This window comes from Flavobacterium sp. PLA-DH12 (genome assembly GCF_059511845.1).
Genome location: NZ_JCAMPD010000002.1, coordinates 477,837 through 501,906, shown reverse-complemented (window position 1 = coordinate 501,906; position 24,070 = coordinate 477,837). Strand labels below are relative to the sequence as shown.

Genomic DNA, 24,070 nt, shown 5'->3' with positions numbered 1-24,070 from the left:
TTTAACCATAATTAAAAGCATAATTCTAAACAATTCCTTTAAAATAATTAGAAAGCAATATTTAGAAAATCTCTTCTAATAAAAAACTTTGCACTAAATTTGGTCACTTCTAAGCCGAGCAAAATTTTATCCGCACTCCCCCATAATTACAAAACAAAAAACACTTATTTCGTAACAAACCATAATTAAGTGTAAATCTTACATTAATAATTATGAAACCTTTTAAGAAGTTTATATATTTACCCATCCAAATTAATTATATATGCTAAATAGTTATAGCTCTGCTGATAAAGTTTTACTGGCGGTAGACTGCATCATTTTCGGTTTTGATAATGATGGTCTGAAAATCCTTTTAATTAAAAGAGATTTTGAACCTGAAAAAGGAAAATGGTCCTTGATTGGAGGGTTTTTAAAGCGTGATGAAGTTTTAGATGCTGCCGCAACCAGAATCTTAAATACGTATACAGGTTTGAACGATATTTATATGGAACAGCTGTATGCTTACAGCGAAATTGATCGTGACCCTGTAGAAAGAACCATTTCGGTTTCTTATTTTGCTTTAATTAATATCGAGAACCACAATGCTGAATTGATTAAAAATTACCATGCAGAATGGTTTCCAATTAACGACGCTCCAAACTTAATTTTTGACCACAACGAAATGGTTCAAAATGCTATAAAGAGACTTCGTTACAAAACTTCTGTAAAACCAATTGGTTTTGAATTGCTTCCTGAAAAATTCACCATGCGCCAGCTTTTGGAATTGTACGAAGCTATTCTAAGCAAAGAATTGGACAAGCGAAATTTCATCAGCAAAATTAATTCGCTTGATATTTTAAACAAACTTGACGAAAAAGACATGCAGTCCTCTCGAAAAGGTTCTTATTTATATACCTTTAATAAGGAGAAATACGAAGAAAAACTGCAAAACAACTTTGCACTCAATTTATAAGAGTTTTATTTATTCTCTCGCAGATTTAATGGATTTGACTGATCAATTTTCAAAAAAAATCTGCTAAATCTGCGGGAGAAATTTATAAAGAATTCCTCAATATAAGAGCAGATTTATTTTCGATCTGCTCTTTTATTCCTTTTAGAACCATATCGGCTAGAATTTTTCCCATCAATTCAAAATTGGTCGAAATCGTCGTGATTCCGTTTGCTGCAATTTTCTTCAGTGGAGTTTCATTATAAGATATAATACCAAAATCTTCTCCTAATTTTAAGTTTCTGCCCATTGCATTTTCTATAACCAAAAGCAAATCTCGATCATGAGGAATAATATATAAGTCTCCAAAATCAATAGATTGGTTGCTGAAATCTGAGATAATTTCATAATCGAAACTATAGGCTTGGCAAAATGATTCAAAACCTAATTTCATTCCAGCAGGTTCTCTAAAACCAGGAAAAATCAATATTAGTTTCTTGTATTTAGACAATCGGGATTTGCCTTTCATTAAGCCTTCATAAATATCTTTTTGGTGATTTTGATAAATCGCTGGAAACATTTTTAACTCCGGATTGGTCTGGTCCAAGATAATTACGTCGCTTACTGGTAGGGTTTTTATCGAATCGACGATATCGTTTAAGTTCGTTGGCATGATAATATATTTTGTATAATTCCCGTTGCTATCATTTATCAGTTTTTTAAAAACCTGAACATTAAAATGATGAAAGAAAATATCAACCTGCACATTTTTTCCAATGTTTTTTAAAAACGAATTATAAATATCTTCTTTAAAAATATTCAACTCATCAAAAAGTAAAAAAATCTTCTGAGTTATAGTGATTTCAACACTTTTAACATAATAACCCTTGCCCGGAATAGCATAAATAATCCCTCTTTTCTTCAATTCATCATAAGCCAATAAGACCGTATCTCGAGATAAAGAAAAAGCTAGGCAAACTTTATTGACTGACGGAAGTCGATCACCTTTAGTTAAATTCCCCTCTTCAATCGCTTTTTCGATTGAAAGAATTATCTGCCTATATTTTGGCAACCCAATATTATTTTGAATTGAAATCATGATTACGATAAAGTCATTTTGACTATTATAATTAAAAACTGGTAGGTACTGGTATGCAAATATAGAAAATGTTTCTATTTTTGGATTTCATTTTTGCTAAAAATTATATGGAAATAAAACACATATCGCATTTAAAAGAGACTCACAATTGCAAATTGTTTGGTTTAATGCCCAATAAGGAAGAAATTTATTCTTTTGATTTAGTTAATAAAAATGGAATGAAAGTTCAAGTCATCAATTATGGCGCAACGGTAACTTCGATCCAAATTCCAGTAGACGGAAAGTTAATCGATGTTGTATTAGGGTTTGATAATTTAGAATCGTATTTAGAATCCTATAATTTACCAAGCGCTCCTTATTTTGGAACAACGGTTGGCCGTTATGCCGGTCGTATTCATAATGCTACTTTCAGTCTTGACGATAAAAAGTTTCAGCTAGACGGAAACAATAACGGCAACACACTTCACGGAGGAGTAATGGGATTTGGAAGAAAAGCATGGAGTGTTGTTAATGCAACTTCTGGCGAAAACCCGTCAATTACTTTTGGTCTTTTGAGTGCACATTTAGACGAAAATTTCCCTGGCGAAATGACGGTTTATTTGACTTATACGTTAACTGAAGAAAATGAATTGAAGTTAGAATACAAAGCAACCTCAACAGAAGATACTGTTATCAATTTGACGCATCATAGCTATTTTAACCTTGATGGACACGATGGAAATGTGTTGGAACAGCAGATGTTTATCAAATCGGCAAAAATGCTGGAAACAAATCCAGACAATATTCCAACCGGAAATTATACCGATTTGAACAATCATGATTTTGATTTTAGAACACCTAAAAACTGTCCGTTTCCAATTGACAATTCTTTTGTGGTAAACTCTAAAACTGAAATCGTAGCACAGTTAATCAGTTTAAAAAACAAATTGAGAATGAATGTCTACACCGATCAGCCAAGCGTACATATATATGTTGGTGGAAACTGTTTCGGAAAATTGAAGGGAAAAGAAAATGTAGATTACAATGCTCAAAGCGGTATTTGTTTTGAAACGCAGAATTTTCCAGATGCTCCAAATCAAAATCATTTTCCAAATGCTGTTTTGAGAAAAGGAGAAGAATACACCCAAAAAACGCTCTACAAATTTGAAACCTTAAACTAACTATACAATACCACAATTACGCAACTATAATGAATGATATTTTAATACAAAATACCGTTGCTTTTTTTGAGAAATCTTTCGGATCTACTCCTCAGAAAACGGTACTTTCTCCAGGCAGAATCAACATTATTGGAGAACATATTGACTACAATGACGGTTATGTTTTACCTGCTGCAATTGACAAAGTGATTTGCTTTGCTTTTGAAAAAAACAACACTAAAACTTCCAAAATAATCGCTATCGATTTAAACGAAGAATTTGAAATCGATTTGACTCAAGAAGTAAAACTGAGCGATGTGGTTTGGACAAATTATATTCGAGGCGTTATTAAACAATTGCAGGACAACGGATTTTCGTTTGATGGTTTCAACTGTGCTTTCAGCAGTAATATTCCGGTTGGTTCCGGATTATCTTCTTCTGCGGCTTTAGAATGCGGGATGATTTTCGGAATTAAATCTCTTTTTGATTTAAAAATTGAGAAAAAAGACATTTCGTTATTAGGACAAAAAGCAGAACACTGGGTTGGTATCAACTGCGGAATTATGGATCAATTTTCAAGTGTTCATGGTCTTGAAAACAAAGTAATTCAACTAGACTGCAATACTTTAGATTTTGAATATCATAATGCCGACTTTAAAGATTATTCTCTGATTTTATTTGATTCTAATGTAAAGCACTCTCTTTTTACATCAGAATACAATACCAGAAGAATTGAATGCGAAGAAGGTTTATCTATTATAAAAAACCATTTTCCAGAAGTAAAAACTTTTAGAAATGCTACAGAAGAACAGGTTTTGAGCCTTAAAGATAAAATGACTGAAAAAGTGTTCAGCAGAGTTCATTTTGTGGTAAAAGAAATCAATCGTGTTATCAAAGCGTGCGAAGCTTTAGATCAAGGAAATATTGAACAGTTAGGAAAATTACTTTTTGAAACTCATTACGGATTATCAAAAGAATATGAAGTAAGCTGCGAAGAATTAGACATGCTTGTTGATACAGCAAAAGAAGACAATGCCATTATTGGTTCTCGACTTATGGGAGGCGGTTTTGGCGGCTGCACCATCAATTTAGTTAAAAAAGGACATGAAAATGAGGTTAAGCGTAAGTTTTCGAAGCTTTATTTAGATACATTTGGAATTGAATTAAAATTCTATGATGTAAAAATCTCTAACGGAACAACGCTACTTTAAAACCACACACAGTACAATGAAAAATTTTGACATTAACGAAGATCCGCACAGACGCTTCAATCCATTAATTAACGAATGGGTATTGGTTTCACCTCATCGTGCAAAACGTCCTTGGCAAGGACAAAATGAAACTATTTCTACAGAAGAACTTCCAAAATACGACCCAACTTGTTATTTGTGTCCAGGAAATGTTCGTGCCAATGGAGTCAATAATCCACAATACGAAAGCAGTTTTGTTTTTGAAAATGATTTTGCTGCCATGAAGCAGGACGAAATTATTTTTGAAGACGATATTAAACATACTTTTTTCAAAGCAAAACCAGAGCAGGGAATCTCAAGAGTGGTTTGTTTTTCACCAAGACACGATTTGACTTTGCCAGAAATGGAAATTGCTGATATTGAAAACATCATCAAAACCTGGCAGAAAGAATATACCGATTTAGGAAACATCAAATACATTAACCACGTTCAGATTTTTGAAAACAAAGGGAGTGTAATGGGCTGCAGCAACCCGCATCCGCACGGGCAAATTTGGGCGCAGTCTTCATTACCGACTCAGGTTGAAAAAACACAAAACAGCTTAAAATCATATTACGATAAAAACGAAAGAACATTATTGGAAGATTATGTTAAAGCTGAATTGAAAGCTGGTGAACGTATCGTAATCGAGAATGATCATTTTGTTGCACTAGTTCCGTTTTGGGCAATCTGGCCATACGAAACGATGATTGTAAGCAAAAGAGCCATAAACAAAATCACCAGTTTTACTGCCGAAGAAAGCACCGCTTTCGCGAAAATATTAAAACAGTTAACAACGAAGTACGACAATTTGTTTAATACTTCATTTCCATATTCTTCAGGAATTCACCAATCGCCAACAGATGGTTTACTGCATCCAGAATGGCATTTCCACATGCATTTTTATCCGCCATTGTTAAGATCTGCAACTGTAAAGAAATTTATGGTAGGATACGAAATGTTGGGCGAATCGCAACGTGATATTACACCTGAAAAAAGTGCCGAAATTTTAAGACAGCTTTCAGACGTACATTACAAAAGTCTAGTAAAAGCCCAATAACTTGTTTTTGAATAAAGCTTAAAACTAAAAAAATTTAACACAATTTCAATCAGATAAATGTAAAAAACACATTTACTGATGGTTGATTTATAAATTTTTATTTTACATTTGGCTTCTGCTTTTTTTTTCGCAAAAAAATAACAGAAATAAAACACATCTTGCATATTTAACAAGATTACACAACACAAAAACTGATTTAGAACCAAATAAACAAACAACCCTATAATAATTTTTTAAAATACTACTAACAATGAACCAAAACCTCGCTTTCGCAGATTATGCGGTTTTTATTATTTATTTTATCGTAGTCTCTGTCTACGGTTACACCGTTTATCGCAAACGTAAACAAGACGAACAAGATGCTAAAGCTTACTTTTTGGCTGAAGGAAATTTAACTTGGTGGGCAATTGGAGCTTCTCTTATTGCTTCTAATATCTCTGCAGAACAATTCATAGGAATGAGTGGTGAAGGTTTCTTTTTAGGAATCGCAGTTGCTGCTTACGAATGGCTTGCTGCTGTAGCCCTTATTATCGTGGCCGTATGGTTTATTCCTGTATATCTTAAAAACAAGATCTACACGATGCCACAGTTCTTAAAAACGCGTTACAACGAGTCTACTGCTTTGATTATGGCTGTTTTCTGGCTATTTTTATATGTTTTTGTAAACTTGACTTCTATTCTATATTTAGGGGCTGTTGCTATTAACGGTCTTGCGGGAGGAGAATATCTTCACGCTATTATGATCGGATTAGCTGTTTTTGCTTTATTTATTTCTCTTGGAGGAATGAAAGTTGTAGCTTATACAGACGTTATTCAGGTTGCAGTATTAATCATTGGAGGTTTGGTGACTTCTTATATTGCTTTAACAACTGTTGGACAATATTTTGGAGTGGGCGAAAATGCAATCGCTGGTTTCAAGGTTTTAATGAGAGAAGCTCCTGAGCATTTCAAAATGATTATCCCAAAACCAACTGCCGCATCTTCTCAGCTGGAAATCGATAAATATTTAACTTTCCCTGGATTGCTGTCTTACGCTGCTGGTATCTGGATCATCAATTTAAATTACTGGGGATGTAACCAATACATTACGCAAAGAGCCCTTGGTGCTGACTTACAAACAGCTCGTACAGGTATTTTATTTGCTGGTATGTTAAAATTATTAATGCCACTTATCGTAATGCTTCCTGGTATTGCTGCTTATGTTTTATACACAAACGGACATTTGCCTCAATTAGTTGGAGGAAAAGATGGAGCTTATTCTGCTGTTTTAACCTTCCTTCCAACTGGATTAAAAGGACTTTCTGTAGCTGCCCTAACAGCTGCAATCGTAGCGTCTTTAGCTGGAAAAGTAAATAGTATTTCTACAATCTATACCTTAGATATTCATAAAAAATACATTCAAAAAGAAGCTGGCGAAAAACAACAGGTAAATATTGGTAGACTTGCCGTTTTTGCTGCAATGCTTTTAGCTGTTTTATTTACTTGGAATGACGTTCTAGGAATTGGTGGTGTTGGTGGATTTACTTATATCCAAAAATATACTGGATTCATCAGCCCTGGAGTTTTTGCTATGTTCTTCTTAGGTATGTTCTGGAAAAGAACTACTGGAACAGCGGCAATCGTGGGAGTAATTTTAGGATTCTTATTATCTGTTTTATTCAACGAATATGCTCCAGCTTTATTTGGAAACGACACACTTTTATACACAGCATACTCTAATGGAAAAGGAGCTTTTGAAATTCCGTTCCACATCTGTATGGGATTATCATTCTTATTTACAATGATTGCCATGATTCTGATAAGTTTCGCTGGACCAAAAGTAAACCCTAAAGCATTCGAGACAGAACCTGGAATGTTTAAAGTTAAACCGCAAACAACAGTCTTAATCGTAATTACATTATTGATTATTGTTGCGCTTTATGTTAAGTTCTGGTAATAAATTATCAGTTCTATTCTCTCTATTTTTACAGCTGTTGTTTGTCATGAACAACAGCTGTAAATTTTTAAAAAAGTTTTAAAATAGAAATAAAAGCTACGGACTAAAATGATTCGCTTTATTTTGTCACCCTGAGCGAAGTCGAAGGGCGTTCCAATTGGAATCGGGCTTCGACTTCGCTCAGCCTGACAAAACAGGATTTAAAAAATCCTTTTAATCTTTATAATCTGTGGCAAAAAATATTAAACAGAATTTAAATTATAATATATTAATATCATGCAGTTATCATTAACCCAAAAAATCATTATCGTTACTGGAGGCGCAAAAGGAATCGGTTTAGGAATCGTTAAGGTTTTAGCCGAAGAAAATGCCATTCCGTTTATCGTTGGACGTAACGAAAATGACAACATCAAAGCCGTAGAAGAATTAAAAGCCAGTGGAAAAGAAGCGCACCAAGTTGCCGCCGATTTAACAAAACCAGAAGACTGCAAAAAAGCCGTTGAAGCCGTAATCGCAAAATTCGGCCGCATTGACGGACTAGTAAACAATGCCGGCGTTAATGACGGTGTTGGATTAGAAAACGGAAATTATGAAGATTTCGCTGCTTCACTTCACAAAAACTTAGTGCACTATTATTTAATGGCACAGCACGCACTTCCATACCTTAAAGAATCTAAAGGAGCAATTGTAAACATCGGTTCTAAAACTGCCGAAACAGGTCAAGGTGGAACCTCAGCTTACGCCGCTTCAAATGGAGGAAGAAATGCTTTAACCAGAGAATGGGCAGTTGAATTATTGAAATATAGCATCCGTGTAAACGCAGTAATTGTGGCAGAATGTTACACGCCCCTTTACGAAACGTGGATCAATACTTTTGAAAACAAAGAGGAAAAATTGGCTGCAATCACCAAAAATATTCCGCTAGAAAACAGAATGACAACCGCAGAAGAAATTGCAAATATGGTGGTTTTCTTATTGTCTGAAAAATCAAGCCATACAACGGGACAGATTATTTATGTTGATGGTGGTTATACACATTTAGATCGATCTATTTAATTTTTTTTGCCACGAATTCCACAAATTAACCCGAATTTTTATTTAGAAAATTAATTCGTGGAAATTAGTGCAATTCGTGGCAACTTTTTAATTTTCACGCAGATTTGGCAGATCAAGCAGATTTAATTCTAAAAATCCTTCTAATCTTTATTCCCGATAGCTATCGGGAGTGGCAAAATTAACCTTCGCATTGTTTTTAAAATCTGAAGGCGTAATTCCTTTAACTTTTTTGAAGAGTTTATTAAAGTTTGAAGCTGTTTTATAACCGCATTCATAAGCAATCTCAGACATACTTTTATCCGTTTCCAGCATCAATTTGCAGGCATTCGAAATTCGGATTTCGTGCAGATAATCCACAAAATTCTTTTTCGTTTTTATCCTGAACATTCTGCAGAAAGACGTTCTTGTCATATTTGCGACAGCGGCAATTTCTTCTAAGGAAATATTCTTTTTGTAATTTTTGTTGACATATTGAAAAACTTCCGAAAGACGATCTACTTTCGAATCTTTCTGCATCAAAGAGTAAATTTCGTCATTAATATAAATCGTATCCTGACTTTCGGAAAGAATAGACAAAATCTCAAAAAGTCCAACAATAACTTCGAAGTCTTTTTTAGAAACTAATTTCTCCAGTTTTTTAGCAATCTGTTTATTCGTTTTTCCGATAATCGAAATTCCCTTTCCAGCTTGAAGAAAAAGCTCGTTGATTTTTTGAGTTTCTTTTAATTCGTAAAAAGTCGGTCCAAAAATATCTTTATGAAAATATACGACAATCGAATTGGCCTTTAAATCTTCAATTCCCTGATAATATTTTTCATCATTCAGCCACACATGCGGAATATCAGAACCTAAAAAAACCATATCGCCAGGCGCAAAAGGCATTACCGAATTTCCTATAATTCGTTTGCCATAACTCTCTTTTACATACACTAATTCCAATTCGGGATGCGAATGAAAAGGCGCTTGAAAAAAAGGTTCAATACGATTCAGCACCGAAACTTTGGTATTGAGATAAGACGCTATTTTGGTTTGTTCCAATTTCATACTGCAAAGATAATTAAAGATTAGATACGGATAATATTAGACTATTAAGCAATATATAAAAAAGCTAATTTTATTTTTCGTTAACTGCCCTAATTCTATACAAAATCAGAGGATTAAATTGTATAAAACGAAAGCGGTGACATCAAAAAAAGAAAAAAAACAAACAACACAATGTCTGAGAATAACACAAAAAAACTGGTTGTAAAACTGCATCCAGATGATAATGTATTGGTTGCCTTAACCGATCTTCAAAAAGACGATTCGATTCATTTTGAAAACGAGACTTACGTTTTACAAGACCTCATCAAAGCCAAACACAAATTCTACATGCAGGACATGAAGCAGGGAGAAGAAGTGAATATGTACGGTGTTTTGGTTGGAAAAGTGCAAAACGATGTGGCAAAAGGAAGTTTAATGACGACTGAAAACCTTAAACACGCCGCAGATCCTTACGCCTATAGAAATGCTTCTTACGAATGGAATGCACCTGATGTTTCTAAGTTTGAAAACAGAACATTTAAAGGTTACAAAAGAAAAGACGGACGCGTTGGAACGGCAAATTACTGGCTTTTTATTCCGACTGTTTTTTGTGAAAACAGAAATCTTGATGTTATCAAAGAAGCCTTACACAAACAATTGGGCTATGCTGTAACAGACAAATACAACCAATTTACGCACGAATTACTGGAAGGTTATTTGAACGGAAATGACATTAATGATATTAATATTGAATTAAATCCGACTCCAAAAAACAAACGTGTTTTTGAAAATGTGGACGGAATTAAATTCTTAAATCACCAAGGCGGCTGCGGCGGAACGCGTCAGGACGCTTCTACTTTGAGTGCATTATTGGCTTCTTATGCCAATCATCCAAATGTGGGCGGAATCACGCTTTTGAGTTTAGGATGCCAGCATTTACAAGTTCAGGATTTTGTAAATGATGTAAAAAGACAAAATCCAGAGTTCGACAAACCGTTGTTTATTTTTGAACAGCAACAAACAGAAAGCGAAGAAGTTCTGATTACCAATGCCATCAAAAAAACTTTTGAAGGTTTAATTGAAATCAATAAATACGAAAGAACCGATGCTCCTTTGAGCGATTTATGCATTGGCGTAAAATGTGGCGGAAGTGACGGTTTCAGCGGTGTTTCTGCAAATCCTGCTGTGGGTTATACTTCTGATTTAGTCGTAGCTTTAGGCGGAAAAATTCTTTTGGCTGAATTTCCAGAATTATGTGGTGCAGAGCAAAACTTAATTGACCGATGTGTTACCGAGGACAAAGCTAGAAAATTCATAGATTTAATGGAATCTTATGATGAACTGGCGCATAAAGTGGGTTCTGGTTTTCATATGAATCCTTCTCCTGGAAATATTAAAGATGGATTAATTACAGACGCCATCAAAAGTGCTGGAGCGGCCAAAAAAGGCGGAACTTCTCCCGTTGTTGATGTTTTAGATTATACCGAATTGGTTACAAAACCAGGTTTAAGTTTGGTTTGTACGCCAGGAAATGACGTTGAAGCGACAACAGGAAAAGCAGCTTCTGGAGCAACTTTAATTTTGTTTACTACAGGATTGGGAACTCCGACAGGAAATCCCGTTTGTCCTGTAATTAAAGTGGCAACAAACTCTGTTCTAGCAACAAGAATGAAAGATATTATCGATATTGACTGCGGACCAATCATTAGTGGCGAAAAATCTATTGAGGAAATGGGCGAGGAAATTTTAGAATATTGCATCAAAGCGGCAAGCGGCGAAATTATTCCGAAAGCGGTTCAATTAAACCAAGACGATTTTATTCCGTGGAAACGCGGCGTATCTTTGTAAAAGACTCAATTAAAAATAACTTATAAAAATTTATATAAAATGTTTTCATTACAAAATAAAAAAGCAATTATCACTGGCGGTGGAAGCGGAATCGGAAGAGCGATTTCGGTTTTATTTGCTAAACAAGGAGCTGAAGTTCATATTTTAGAATTGACTGAAGAAAGTGCAAAAGAAACGGTTGAAGAAATCAAATCAAATGGCGGAAATGTTTTTGCTCATGCTTGCGACGTTTCAAACCATGAACAAGTAAATTCAACTTTCCAAAAAATCGGAAATATCAATATTCTGGTAAACAATGCAGGAATTGCGCATGTTGGAAAAGTAGACACAACTTCAGAATCTGATTTTGACCGTATTATGAATGTAAACGTAAAAGGGGTTTACAACTGTCTTCATGCTTCTATTCCGGCATTAAGAAATTCTGGCGGAGGTGTGATTTTGAACTTAGCTTCAATCGCGTGTTGGGTTGGAATTCCAGATCGTTTTGCTTATTCTACTGCAAAAGGCGCTGTAATGGCCATGACTTTATCGGTTGCAAAAGATTATTTGAATGATAAAATCAGATGTAATTCTATTTCTCCTGCGAGAGTTCATACACCTTTTGTAGACGGATTTATCGCTAAAAATTATCCTGGAAAAGAAGAAGAGATTTTCGAGAAATTATCACAATCACAACCAATTGGTCGTATGGGAAAACCAGACGAAATCGCAACTTTAGCATTATTCTTATGCAGCGACGAATCATCTTTCATCACAGGTTCAGATTATCCAATTGATGGTGGATTTATTAAATTGAATAACTAAAAATTATTTAGCCACAGATTTAAAAGATTAAAAGGATTTAAAAAATTCTGCTCGAGCTACAAAATCTGCGTGCAAAAAAATAAGCCACGACCCGAGCGATAGCGAATAGGCGAAGCAATTTCACCAATTTCCACAAATTAAAATTCGAGAAAATTAGTGTAACTCGTGGCAAAAAAAATTAAACACAGTTAAAAAAAATCATTTTAATCCTTTTAATCTGTGGCAAAAAACAATACACATTACTAAAAAAATTAAAATATGAAACTTATTAGATTTGGAGAAGAAGGAAAGGAAAAACCAGGAGTTTTACTAAATGAAAAAAGATACGATGTTTCGTCTATCGTTACAGATTACAACGAAGCTTTTTTTGAAAATGATGGTTTAGCAAAATTAGAAGAAGCCTTAAAAAATAATCCTTCTTTACCAGAAGTTAGCGATTCAGTACGTTTAGGTTCACCAGTAGCGCGTCCATCAAAAATTATCTGCATCGGATTAAATTATGTGGATCACTGCGAAGAAACAGGCGCTGCAATTCCAGAAGAACCAATTATTTTCTTCAAATCTACGACTTCTTTATGCGGACCAAATGACAATTTGATCATTCCAAAAAACAGCGAAAAAACAGACTGGGAAGTTGAACTAGCTTTTGTTGTAGGTAAAAAAGCAAGTTACGTTTCTGAAGAAGATGCACCAAACTACATTGCAGGATATTGCCTTTTGAATGATTATAGCGAAAGAGCATTCCAAATCGAACGTGGTGGACAATGGGCAAAAGGAAAAGGTTCTGACACTTTCGCTCCTCTTGGACCAATTATGGCAACTCCAGACGAAGTTGGCGATGTAAATAATCTTAAAATGTGGCTTACAGTAAACGGGAAAACGTTCCAAAACAGTAATACTTCGAACTTGATTTTCAAAATTCCTTTCTTGGTTCATTATTTAAGCCAGTTTATGACCTTGCTTCCTGGTGATGTCATCAGTACAGGAACACCTCCAGGAGTTGGATTAGGAATTAAGCCAGATCCAATTTACATTAAAGCGGGTGACGTAATCGAATTAGGAATTGAAGGTTTAGGTACAAGCAAGCAAACTGCTGTAGCTTATCAAGGATAAATTTTAGATTATGGCAACACAAAAATTCTATCTGGCTTTAGACTTAAAAGACGATGCAGATCTGATTGCAGAATACAAAGAACTGCACGAAAATGTTTGGCCCGAAATTAAAAAAAGTATTCAAGATTCTGGAATCGAAGTTCTAGATATTTACTGCACAGGAAACCGATTGTTTATGATTATCGAAGCTAATTCCGATTTTACTTTCGAAAAGAAAGATCAAGCCGACGCAGCAAACGAAAAAGTTCAGGAATGGGAAACCTTAATGTGGAAATTCCAGCAAGCTTTACCTTGGGCAAAACCAGGACAAAAATGGATTTTAATGGATAAGATTTTTGGATTGTAATTCATAAATATTCCGTAGGAATATCTCGTCGGTAGAAAAAAAATATTATTGTCGTTTTATATTATGTCCTGTAGGGACATCTGATTTTTTTTTAATAATCTAAATCAATTAATCAAACGTTCCTACGGAACGTGTTATCGCAATTCAAATTTCATATTCTACCGACCAGACATTCCTACGGAATGAATATACAAAATGAATTGTTTTTTTATAAAAAAAGCCCTGATTATTCAGGGCTTTGTTCTTTTTGCATATTTAATAAATACGCCATATTCGCAATTACGTGATCATGTTTTTTGACAAACGAATTTTCTTCGTTCCAGACATAACCTGCTAAAACCGCGCATATTTTTTCTTTTACTTCTGGATTTTCAGGTTGGTGGAAAAACAGCGTCTGAAGATTTCCTGTGTACCATTCTTGAACATAAGTCGTGAAAACGGCAATTCCGCGTTTCATGTATTGCGTGAATTCCACTTCCCAATCTACCGGAATTCCATGTGATTCTTTTAAGTATAATTTTGCGGCCAGCATTCCAGATTCGGTTGCAAAAGCAACTCCCGAAGAGAAAACTGGATCTAAGAATTCTGAACTGTTTCCTGTCAAAGCAAAACCATCGCCATACATTCTTTTTACCGCTCTTGAGTAATTTTCTAATTTAACTGGCTCAAATAAAAACTCTGTTCCAGCAAATCTTTTAATATAATAATCAGACTTCTGAATAGCATTTCGCAAAGCCTCTGCATTGTCTTTATTTTCAGAAAGTGAATTGATAAAATCTGTCGGACCAACAACACCCAAACTTGTATTTCCGTTAGAAAACGGAATTACCCATAGCCAAACTTGAGTTTCCAGAATGTCAAATGAAATTTGAGTCCCCTCAACTCCTTCTTCCCTATTAATATCTTTAACATGTGTAAAAATCGAAGAATGCGGATCTAATTTAGACGGAGTATCCAAATCTAAAAGCCTCGGCAAAACGCGTCCGTAGCCGCTAGAGTCGATAATAAATTTAGCGTGAATTTCTTTTAGGTTTCCGTCTTTGTCTTTTACGATAGTTTTTGAATTTTTTCCTTCAAAAGAAACTTCCAAAACCTCGGTTTCAAATTCCAGATCAATTCCTTTTCTAACAATTTCCTGAGCCATTGTATTGTCAAAATCAGCTCTTGGAACTTGCCAAGTCCAATCCCACCCTTCGCCAAACTTTACACTAAAATCAAAATTGCAGATTTCTTCTCCTCTGATAAAACGAGCTCCTAATTTTTTTTCGAAATTCATCGCATCTAGAGCGTCAAACAATTCTGCCTCAGCAAAATGATCCATTACACGCGGAATAAGGCTTTCGCCTACTACAAGTCTCGGAAACTTCGTTTTTTCTACAACCTTGACCTTTACGTTGTTTTTAAAAAGATACGATGCCGAAACACATCCAGACGGTCCTGCGCCAATCACTAAAACATCAACAAACTCCTTTGTCATATTAGAATTATTATCATTAATTAACCTACATTTGCCATCATCAAAATAACTACATTTATTTTGATAAATAAAATTAAATTAGCGCAATCAAAATCGATTTAATGAATACAATAAATGAATATTTAAGTTTAGCAGAATTTGAAGCTATAATCTTTGGAAAAAGCAAAGTTGCCATAAGCGATGTGGTTTTAAATCGAGTAAACGAAAGTTTTAATTTCTTAAAAGAATTCTCAGGAAACAAAGTAATTTACGGCGTAAATACAGGGTTTGGACCAATGGCTCAATACAGAATTAAAGAGTCTGACCAAATCCAGCTGCAATATAATTTAATTAGAAGCCACTCTTCTGGAACAGGAAAACCATTAAATGCAGAGTGCGCAAAAGCGGCAATTCTAGCTCGATTAAATACACTTTCTTTAGGAAATTCGGGAGTTCATTCTTCTGTAATTCATTTAATGGCAGAATTAATCAACAGAGATATTACGCCTTTAATTTTCGAACACGGCGGTGTTGGTGCCAGTGGAGATTTAGTACAATTATCACACTTAGCTTTAGTCTTAATTGGCGAAGGTGAAGTTTTTTATAAAGGAGAAAGACGCGCAACTGCAGGAGTTTTCGAAATCGAAGGTTTAAAACCGATTCAAGTAGAAATTCGAGAAGGTTTGGCGTTAATTAACGGAACTTCTGTAATGACAGGGATTGGAGTTGTAAATGTTCATTATGCAAAAAAATTATTAGACTGGTCATTAAAAGCTTCTTGTGCGATTAACGAATTGGTTCAAGCTTATGATGATCATTTTTCTGAAGAATTAAACCAAACCAAGCGCCATAAAGGACAGCAAGAAGTTGCGGAAAGAATGAGAAAAAATCTTTCTGATAGCACTTTGATTCGTAAAAGAGAAGATCATTTATATTCTGGTGAAAACACTGAAGAAATCTTCAAAGAAAAAGTTCAGGAATATTACTCATTGCGTTGTGTTCCTCAAATTTTAGGACCAGTTTTAGAAACTATAAATAATGTAGCTTCTATTCTAGAAGACGAATTTAACTCGGCAAACGATAACCCAATTATAGACGTAAAAAACAAACATGTTTACCATGGCGGAAATTTCCACGGAGATTATATTTCGCTTGAAATGGATAAACTGAAAATCGTTATTACGAAATTAACGATGCTGGCAGAACGTCAATTGAATTATCTTTTGAACTCTAAAATCAACGAAATTCTTCCTCCATTCGTAAACTTAGGAACATTAGGATTTAATTTCGGAATGCAGGGCGTTCAGTTCGTAGCGACTTCAACAACGGCAGAAAACCAAATGTTGTCTAACCCAATGTACGTACATAGTATCCCAAACAACAATGATAATCAAGACATTGTAAGTATGGGAACCAATGCTGCGGTTATTACATCAAAAGTAATTGAAAACTCTTTTGAAGTTTTGGCAATCGAATTAATCACAATTGTTCAGGCAATCGATTATTTAAAACAAAAAGATCAAATTTCGTCTACAACAAAAAAATGGTACTACGATATCAGAAATATAATTCCAGAATTTAAGGAGGACCAAGTGATGTATCCTTTTGTTCAAAAAGTAAAAGATTATTTGATAAACAGTTAAAAATCTTTAATTTACAGTATTAATATTGAATCTTAAAATCATGAAAAAGTCTCTTGTTTTTTTATTGCTAAGCTGCATTCAATTTGTTAATAGTCAAGAATTAGCATTAGTTAAGAAAAATTCTAAAATTGGATATATCTCTAAGGATGGATCTTTCAAAATCGAACCTCAATATAAATCTGCTAAAAGTTTTTCTGAAGGCTTAGCTGCTGTCGAAAATGGTGGAAAATGGGGATTTATCGATGCAAAAGGAACTTGGGTAATTCCAGCCGATTTTAAAGATGCTAAAGATTTTAATAGCGGAATTGCAGTTGTACAAAAAGACAAAGACTGGGTTTACATTAATACAAAAGGAGAAATCCAAAAAGGGCCAACTACAGATAAAGTATTTGATTTTAATGATGGCGTTGCTTTTTTCAGACAAAACAATAAAGTGGGATTAATCAACAACAAAATGACTGTTGTTTTAGAACCAAAATACGATCAGATCAAACCTTTTGAAAATGGTTACGCCAGAGTGGAACTGAACAAAAACTGGGGAATTATTGATACTAACGGAAAAGAATTGGTTGAACCAGTTTATGCCGAAGTTGGAAACTATTTTAAAGGAACTACTTGGGCAAGAAAAGATAAAACTTTCGGATTGGTAAACAGCGGAAAATTTGTTCCAGTTGATGGAGCAGAAAAAATCTGGGATTTTGAAAGTCAAGATTTGACGTTTGCTAAAAAGAATGGAAAAATTGGTTACATCGATTTAAAAGGAAATTGGGCAATTCTTCCTATTTATGATAAAGGAAAAGCGTTTTCGAAAAATCTAGCTCCAGTTTTGGTTGGAAAAAAATGGGGATTCATTAACCCAGAAGGAAAATTTGTAATTGAACCAACTTACAGTGATGCAGAAGTTTTTAGCACAAACGGTCTGGCTCCTGTAAAAGAAAGCAATTGGGGATTTATCAATGAATCTGGAAAACTGGTAATTCCAACTCAATACGGCATTACTGCAAATGCTATAATTGCAATGTTTGTGCAACAAGACAAAGGATTTATTGATGGCATTGCTCGAGTAAAAAACGAAGGAAAATGGGGATTTTTAAGACCTGACGGAACTGTATTGGCTAACCAATGGTTTGAAAATGCTGAATTGTTTTCTAAAAGTGCCGAAAAACCACAACCAGTAGCTGCTCCTGCTGAAAAACCAAAACAGGAAACTAAACCTGCGGCAAAACCAGCACCAAAAAAAAAGAAATAATATTTATCTCCAAATAAATTAGACATTTGCATTAATGAAATCGCATGCTATAAAGCGGTTTCATTTATGGCGAATAAAAAATAAACCCTACATCAATGAAGTGTGTATTAGTAACAGGCGGTTCGAGAGGAATTGGAAGTGCGATTTGTAAAAAACTGGCCGTAGAATCCGATTATCATATTCTGATTAATTATCATTCGAATAAAACAGCTGCCGAAGAAACATTACAAGAAGTACAAAAATTAGGCGCAACAGGCGAAATCTTAGGATTTGATGTTTCTAATTTTGAAGAAGTACAAAATGTTTTAACTGCTTGGCAGGAAGCAAATCCTGAAAAATTGGTTGAAGCAATTGTAAACAATGCCGGAATCACAAAAGATGGTCTTTTTATGTGGATGACACCAGAAGACTGGAATGGCGTTATGAATACAAGCGTAAACGGTTTCTTTAATGTTACGCAGTTTTTTATTCAAAAAATGTTACGTAATAAATACGGCCGAATCGTAAATATGGTTTCTGTTTCTGGAGTAAAAGGAACTGCAGGACAAACCAATTATTCGGCTGCAAAAGGTGCCATTGTAGCAGCGACCAAAGCTTTGGCTCAAGAAGTTGCCAAAAGAAATATTACTGTAAATGCTGTCGCTCCAGGTTTCATTAGAACTGACATGACAAGTCAGCTGGACGAAAAAGAATTATTAAAGCTAATTCCGGTAAACCGTTTTGGCGAAGCCGAAGAAGTAGCAGATTTGGTAAGCTTTTTGATTTCTAAAAAAGCAAGCTATATTACAGGAGAAATTATCAATATTAACGGCGGAATATATTCTTAAAGAATACTATGTTTGCGAGATTATTTAAAGATTTTTAAACATAGAAAATTGCTCGCAATCCCGATGGCTATCGGGAGCTAAGTCGCAAAGTTTTAGCAGAAAGACTTTAAAAAAACTTAGTGCCTTTGTGGCAAGATTAAAAAATTACACTTTAAGGATAAAAAATTACTTTTGAAAGACGATGAATAGACGAGTTGTAATTACTGGAATGGGAATTTATTCTTGTATCGGAACTTCTTTAGACGAAGTAAAAAATTCGTTATACGAAGGAAAATCTGGTATTCAGTTTGATTCTGAACGTAAAGAATTTGGTTTCCAGTCGGCCTTAACAGGAATGGTTCCGAAAGCCGATCTTAAAAATTTATTGACGCGCAGACAACGTATGAGCATCGGTGAAGAAACCGAATATGCTTATATGGCAACTATGGAAGCTTTAAAAAACGCTAATATTGATGATGCTTTTTTTGATGAACGCGAAGTAGGCATCATGTATGGAAACGACAGCGTTTCTAAAGCAATTATTGACGCAACAGATATTGTACGCGAGAAAAAAGACACTGCGCTTATTGGTTCTGGTGCTATTTTTAAGTCGATGAATTCTACGGTAACGATGAATCTTTCTACGATTTTTAAACTTCGCGGAATCAATCTTACCGTTAGTGCGGCCTGTGCCAGCGGCTCTCACTCAATTGGTTTAGCATATTTTTTAATTAAAAGCGGTTTCCAAGATATTGTAATTACTGGTGGAGCTCAGGAAATTAATAAATATGCCATGAGCAGTTTTGACGGATTAGGTGTTTTTTCGAACAGAGAAGGCGATCCTACAAAGGCCTCAAGACCTTTTGATACCGGTCGTGATGGATTAATTCCGAGTGGCGGTGGTGCAACTTTAATTTTAGAAAGTTACGAATCTGCCATTGCGCGTGGTGCCAATATCATTGCAGAAATTGGCGGTTACGGATTTTCATCAAATGGCGGACACATCTCAACACCAAACGTAGAAGGGCCAGCAACTGCAATGAAACGCGCACTTGATGATGCAAAATTAGAAGCTTCAGATATTGAATATATAAATGCTCATGCAACCTCAACACCTGTTGGAGATGCTAATGAAGCCAAAGCTATTTTTGAAGTTTTTGGAGAAAAAAATCCTCCAGTAAGTTCTACAAAATCAATGACTGGCCACGAATGCTGGATGGCAGGAGCCAGCGAAATCATTTATTCTATCTTAATGATGCAGCACGATTTTATCGCGCCAAACATCAATTTGGAAAACCCAGATGAAGATGCGTCAAAATTAAATTTAGTTAAAACTACGTTAAACAAAAAATTTGACATATTTTTGTCCAATTCTTTCGGTTTCGGAGGAACCAACTCTGCGTTGGTGGTTAAAAAGTTTAAATTGAACAATGAATAAAGAAGAGATTATAGCAAAAATTAATGGTTTTTTAGTTGATGAATTTGAAGTAGACAATGATGATATTGAACCAAATGCTAATTTAAAAGATACACTTGGGTTAGACAGTCTGGATTATGTTGATTTGGTTGTTTCAATAGAGGCTAACTTTGGTGTAAAACTAGTTGAAGCAGATTTTGTTGGAATTTCTGATTTTCAAAGTTTTTATGACTTAATCGAAACTAAAATCAAAGCCAAATCAGCTTAAATGAGTCAATGGGATGGTAAATCCAAAGGAACTGTTTTAGGTTATAAAATATTCGTTTTTTTAATTCAAAAAGCGGGTGTCAAAGCTGCTTATGTCTTACTTTATTTTGTTGCTTCTTATTATTTTTTATTTCTAAGAAAAAGCAACAGAGCCATTTTCTATTATTTTAAAGAAAGACTTCAATACTCCTATTTCAAATCCAAAAAAATGGTTTTCAAAAGTTACTATACTTTTGGGCAGACTATTATTGATAAAGTTTCTATTTCGGCAGGAATGCGAAACAAATTTACTTATGAATTTGACGGAATTGAAACGCTTAAAAAATTACTTGCCGAGAAAAAAGGTGGTGTGCTAATTAGTGCTCATGTTGGTAATTTTGAAATTGCCGAACATTTTTTGGGAGATATTGATCTTAATTTCCAAATCAATCTTGTTACAACAGATTTAGAACATTCTGCCATTAAGAATTATCTAGAAAGCGTTTCTCAAAAACCAACCGTAAAATTCATCATCATCAAAGAAGATCTCTCTCATATTTTTGAGATCAATGCTGCTTTGGCCAATAATGAATTAATCTGCTTTACAGGCGATCGTTATTTTGAAGGAACCAAATCGCTTTCTGAAAACCTTTTGGGCAAAGAAGCCAATTTTCCTGCAGGTCCGTTTTTAATTGCTTCAAGATTAAAAGTTCCTGTAGTTTTTGTTTACGTAATGAAAGAGCCAAATCTTCATTATCATTTGTACGCAAGAGAAGCCGAAGTAAAACATCGTGACGAAAAAGCGCTTTTGAAAGAATATGTAAAAAGCGTAGAAAGCATCTTGAATCGTTATCCATTACAATGGTTCAATTATTTTGATTTTTGGAACGACATAAAATCTTAATTTTTTAGCCACGAATTCACGAATTTCGCTAATTATTTGTACCGAAATTTTAGCTGTGAATCTCACTAATTTACATTAATCTATTTTTTGTAAAATCATAACTTTTGCACGAATGATAATTCGTGAAATAAACGTCATTCATAATTTAAACAAAGTCATTCATAACAGCTGTATTTTGAATAATTCGTGAATTCGTGGCTAATAAAAAAACCTTGGTCGAAATAAGAAAATTCGTTTAAATAAATTTACTTATTTTTGCTGACCACCAAAGCCAAAAAACCTAAATGAAAAATGTTCTCGTAATTTATTATACCCAATCTGGACAGTTGGAATCTATTGCAAGAAATATTGCAAAACCGTTTCTAAATTCAGAAGAAATAAATCTTACTTTTCACGAAATACAATTAGAAAAACCGTTTCCTTTTCCTTGGAACAAAGAATCATTTTTTGATGCATTCCCTGAATCGTTTTTACAGATTCCAACCGCATTAAAACCAGTTCCTGAGGAAATTTTAAATACAAAATTTGATTTAATATTATTTCATTATCAGGTTTGGTATTTATCGCCTTCTATTCCGATTAATTCATTTTTGAAAAGCGAAGATGCCAAGAAAATTTTGAACAATACGCCTGTTATTACCATCAGCGGTTCGAGAAACATGTGGATTATGGCTCAGGAAAAAATCAAAGTTTTGCTGAGAAAAGCCAATGCTAATTTGGTTGGAAACGTAGCTTTGGTAGACCGCGTTGGAAATTTAATCAGCGTTATAACAATTGTAGAATGGATGTTTTCTGGGGTTAAGAAAAAGTATTTAGGTATTTTTCCGCTTCCTGGAGTTTCAGAAAAAGACATACAAGAATCGAGTCAGTTTGGAGAAATCATGCTTGATTCTTTACAGCAAAATAATTTGGCTCAATTACAGCCGAAATTGGTCGATGCTGGCGCGGTAAAAATAAGTTCATATCTGGTAACGGTTGACAAAACGGCCAACAAAATTTTCAATAAATGGTCAAATATCATTTATAAAAATCAAAAAAACCGAAAACAGCTGCTTAAAGTATTTAATGTTTATTTATTCCTTGCGATATGGTTAATCTCACCAATAGTGTATATATTGCACCTTATTACCTATCCGCTTAAGTTAAAATCTATAAAAAAGGAAACTCAATATTATCAGGGAGTTTAGAAGACGAAATTTAAATTATGTTTGAAGTATATATTACAAAAGCTGCAAAATATTTGCCAAACGAAGCCGTTTCAAATGACGAAATGGAAGCCTACTTGGGCCTTATCAATGATACTGCTTCTAAAGCAAGACGCATTATTTTGCGCAATAATAAAATTACAAGCCGATATTACGCAGTTGACAAAGAAGGAAAAAGCACTCACAGCAATGCCGAATTAACAAGAAATGCAATTTTACCGTTATTCGACGAGAATTTTACGCCTCAAGATGTAGAAGTACTTTCATGTGGAACTTCGACTCCTGACATATTTCTGCCTTCGCATGCTGCGATGGTTCACGGTCTGCTAAAAAACAAATCAGTAGAATTAAACTCTTCAACAGGAGTTTGCTGTGCCGGAATGAACTCTCTTAAATTTGGTTTTCTTTCTATAAAATCAGGAAATTCAAAAAATGCAATCTGCACAGGATCAGAAAAAGTTTCGACCTGGCTGAATGCTCAAAAATACAATCGCGAGGCTGACAATTTAAAAAGCCTTGAAGAACAGCCTATTATTGCTTTCAAAAAAGATTTTCTTCGCTGGATGTTATCTGACGGTGCTGGAGCTTTTCTTTTGGAAAACAAACCAAGAGGGCCAATTTCACTTAAAATAGAATGGATGGAAGCTTTTTCGTATGCATACGAATTGGAAACTTGCATGTATGCGGGAGGTGATAAATTGGAAAACGGAGAAATTAAAGGTTGGAGCGATTATTCGCCAGAACAATGGTTAAACGAATCTGTTTTCTCAATCAAACAAGACGTTAAATTATTAGATGAATTTATTCTGTCAAAAGGTGTCCAAAGCATGAAAGACGCCATGGATAAAAACAATATTAAATCGGAAGATATTACGTATTTTATTCCTCACGTTTCTTCTAACTTTTTTGTTGAAGGATTGAAAAAAGGATTAAATGAAAAAGGTATCGGAATGAGTGATGACAAATGGTTCATGAATCTTTCTCGAGTTGGAAATGTAGGCTCTGCCTCTATTTACTTGGCTCTTGAAGAATTGATGAGTTCAGGAAATTTGAAAAAAGGAGATAAAATTTTATTATCTGTTCCAGAAAGCGGAAGATTCTCTTTCGCGTATGCCTATTTAACTGTTTGTTAATGGAAACAATGCTTTTAGAAAAAGAAATGGTCGAAAATTTACTGCCACAAAAGTTCCCTTTTGTGATGGTAGATGCTATGCATTCTTATTCTGAAACTTCTTTGGTTTCGGGTTTAGAAATTCAGCGCGAAAATATTTTTGTATCAAACGATGTTTTTCTTGAAGCTGGATTAATCGAACATATGGCACAGTCTGTAGCATTGCATACTGGATATCAATATTTCTTGAAAAACGAAATTGCTCCAACGGGCTATATTGGTTCAATTAAAGAAATTGAAATTAAGAAACTTCCAAAGCTTAGCGATACTATTCAATCTGAAGTTACGATTCTGCAGGAATTTGCCGGAATTACTTTGGTGGATATTGTTACGACTTTAAATAATGAAGAGATTGCCAGAGGACAAATGAAAACCGTTTTGGCAAAATAAAA

22 protein-coding genes are annotated in these 24,070 nt (G+C 34.5%); 19 read left to right on the top strand and 3 right to left on the bottom strand.

What is annotated here, in order from left to right; genetic code table 11:
• Positions 1–262 precede the first annotated feature (262 nt).
• Positions 263–952 carry an NUDIX hydrolase gene (locus tag AC5ZCW_RS05380; RefSeq protein WP_343540598.1) on the top strand — a complete coding sequence of 230 codons (690 nt, stop codon included), beginning with the start codon at positions 263–265 and terminating at the stop codon, positions 950–952.
• 82 nt (positions 953–1,034) lie between these two features.
• On the opposite strand, the gene AC5ZCW_RS05375 is transcribed toward AC5ZCW_RS05380, so the two are convergent.
• A complete protein-coding gene (locus tag AC5ZCW_RS05375; RefSeq protein ID WP_496118357.1) occupies positions 1,035–2,027 on the bottom strand; it encodes a GntR family transcriptional regulator in 993 nt (330 codons plus the stop codon).
• Positions 2,028–2,134: 107 nt separating this feature from the next.
• On the opposite strand from AC5ZCW_RS05375, the gene AC5ZCW_RS05370 reads away from it, so the two are divergent.
• The 5 genes from AC5ZCW_RS05370 to AC5ZCW_RS05350 all read left to right on the top strand — a co-directional run bounded on the left by AC5ZCW_RS05370 (position 2,135) and on the right by AC5ZCW_RS05350 (position 8,447).
• Entirely contained in the window at positions 2,135–3,187 is a 1,053-nt protein-coding gene (locus AC5ZCW_RS05370) for an aldose epimerase family protein (protein ID WP_496118356.1), read from the top strand.
• Positions 3,188–3,216: 29 nt separating this feature from the next.
• Entirely contained in the window at positions 3,217–4,377 is a 1,161-nt protein-coding gene (gene galK, locus AC5ZCW_RS05365; RefSeq protein ID WP_496118355.1) for a galactokinase, read from the top strand.
• A 16-nt stretch (positions 4,378–4,393) separates the two neighbouring features.
• Positions 4,394–5,455 carry a UDP-glucose--hexose-1-phosphate uridylyltransferase gene (locus AC5ZCW_RS05360; RefSeq protein ID WP_496118353.1) on the top strand — a complete coding sequence of 354 codons (1,062 nt, stop codon included), beginning with the start codon at positions 4,394–4,396 and terminating at the stop codon, positions 5,453–5,455.
• Positions 5,456–5,705: 250 nt separating this feature from the next.
• On the top strand, positions 5,706–7,391 hold the full coding sequence (locus tag AC5ZCW_RS05355) for a sodium/sugar symporter (protein ID WP_343540604.1): 1,686 nt from the start codon (positions 5,706–5,708) through the stop codon (positions 7,389–7,391).
• 276 nt (positions 7,392–7,667) lie between these two features.
• Positions 7,668–8,447: an L-fucose dehydrogenase gene (locus AC5ZCW_RS05350; RefSeq protein ID WP_496118351.1), complete on the top strand. Its 780-nt coding sequence runs from the start codon at positions 7,668–7,670 to the stop codon at positions 8,445–8,447.
• A gap of 147 nt (positions 8,448–8,594) precedes the next feature.
• Here the strand turns inward: AC5ZCW_RS05350 and AC5ZCW_RS05345 are convergent, their stop codons facing one another.
• Positions 8,595–9,491 carry an AraC family transcriptional regulator gene (locus AC5ZCW_RS05345; RefSeq protein WP_496118349.1) on the bottom strand — a complete coding sequence of 299 codons (897 nt, stop codon included), beginning with the start codon at positions 9,489–9,491 and terminating at the stop codon, positions 8,595–8,597.
• 171 nt (positions 9,492–9,662) lie between these two features.
• Here AC5ZCW_RS05345 and AC5ZCW_RS05340 point away from each other — a divergent pair, with 171 nt between their 5' ends.
• From AC5ZCW_RS05340 to AC5ZCW_RS05325, 4 genes are all read left to right on the top strand, one after another.
• A complete protein-coding gene (locus AC5ZCW_RS05340; protein WP_496118347.1) occupies positions 9,663–11,318 on the top strand; it encodes a UxaA family hydrolase in 1,656 nt (551 codons plus the stop codon).
• A 39-nt stretch (positions 11,319–11,357) separates the two neighbouring features.
• Complete coding sequence (locus AC5ZCW_RS05335) at positions 11,358–12,122, top strand: SDR family NAD(P)-dependent oxidoreductase (RefSeq protein WP_111378815.1); 765 nt, start codon at positions 11,358–11,360, stop codon at positions 12,120–12,122.
• 258 nt (positions 12,123–12,380) lie between these two features.
• Positions 12,381–13,235: a fumarylacetoacetate hydrolase family protein gene (locus AC5ZCW_RS05330; RefSeq protein ID WP_111423052.1), complete on the top strand. Its 855-nt coding sequence runs from the start codon at positions 12,381–12,383 to the stop codon at positions 13,233–13,235.
• Positions 13,236–13,245: 10 nt separating this feature from the next.
• Complete coding sequence (locus AC5ZCW_RS05325; protein WP_496118344.1) at positions 13,246–13,581, top strand: L-rhamnose mutarotase; 336 nt, start codon at positions 13,246–13,248, stop codon at positions 13,579–13,581.
• Positions 13,582–13,807: 226 nt separating this feature from the next.
• Here AC5ZCW_RS05325 and AC5ZCW_RS05320 read toward each other — a convergent pair whose 3' ends face one another.
• A complete protein-coding gene (locus AC5ZCW_RS05320) occupies positions 13,808–15,058 on the bottom strand; it encodes an NAD(P)/FAD-dependent oxidoreductase (protein WP_496118342.1) in 1,251 nt (416 codons plus the stop codon).
• Between the two features lie 101 nt (positions 15,059–15,159).
• On the opposite strand from AC5ZCW_RS05320, the gene flxA reads away from it, so the two are divergent.
• The 9 genes from flxA (at position 15,160) to AC5ZCW_RS05275 (ending at position 24,068) form a co-directional block, all read left to right on the top strand.
• On the top strand, positions 15,160–16,680 hold the full coding sequence (flxA, locus tag AC5ZCW_RS05315; RefSeq protein ID WP_496118340.1) for a flexirubin biosynthesis tyrosine ammonia-lyase FlxA: 1,521 nt from the start codon (positions 15,160–15,162) through the stop codon (positions 16,678–16,680).
• 40 nt (positions 16,681–16,720) lie between these two features.
• On the top strand, positions 16,721–17,929 hold the full coding sequence (locus tag AC5ZCW_RS05310; protein ID WP_496118338.1) for a WG repeat-containing protein: 1,209 nt from the start codon (positions 16,721–16,723) through the stop codon (positions 17,927–17,929).
• Positions 17,930–18,024: 95 nt separating this feature from the next.
• Positions 18,025–18,756: a flexirubin biosynthesis SDR family reductase FlxB gene (gene flxB / locus AC5ZCW_RS05305; protein WP_343540614.1), complete on the top strand. Its 732-nt coding sequence runs from the start codon at positions 18,025–18,027 to the stop codon at positions 18,754–18,756.
• A 181-nt stretch (positions 18,757–18,937) separates the two neighbouring features.
• Positions 18,938–20,173 carry a beta-ketoacyl-[acyl-carrier-protein] synthase family protein gene (locus AC5ZCW_RS05300; protein WP_496118336.1) on the top strand — a complete coding sequence of 412 codons (1,236 nt, stop codon included), beginning with the start codon at positions 18,938–18,940 and terminating at the stop codon, positions 20,171–20,173.
• A complete protein-coding gene (locus AC5ZCW_RS05295) occupies positions 20,166–20,420 on the top strand; it encodes an acyl carrier protein (protein ID WP_008465907.1) in 255 nt (84 codons plus the stop codon). Before AC5ZCW_RS05300 ends, AC5ZCW_RS05295 begins: the two co-directional genes overlap by 8 nt.
• Positions 20,421–21,302 (top strand): lysophospholipid acyltransferase family protein, encoded by an 882-nt coding sequence (locus AC5ZCW_RS05290; protein ID WP_496118334.1) that lies wholly within the window; start codon positions 20,421–20,423, stop codon positions 21,300–21,302.
• Positions 21,303–21,586: 284 nt separating this feature from the next.
• Entirely contained in the window at positions 21,587–22,489 is a 903-nt protein-coding gene (locus AC5ZCW_RS05285) for an NADPH-dependent FMN reductase family protein (RefSeq protein WP_496118332.1), read from the top strand.
• 17 nt (positions 22,490–22,506) lie between these two features.
• Positions 22,507–23,640 carry a dialkylresorcinol biosynthesis protein DarB gene (gene darB, locus AC5ZCW_RS05280; protein ID WP_496118330.1) on the top strand — a complete coding sequence of 378 codons (1,134 nt, stop codon included), beginning with the start codon at positions 22,507–22,509 and terminating at the stop codon, positions 23,638–23,640.
• Entirely contained in the window at positions 23,640–24,068 is a 429-nt protein-coding gene (locus AC5ZCW_RS05275; protein WP_496118328.1) for a hotdog family protein, read from the top strand. Before darB ends, AC5ZCW_RS05275 begins: the two co-directional genes overlap by 1 nt.
• Positions 24,069–24,070 lie beyond the last annotated feature (2 nt).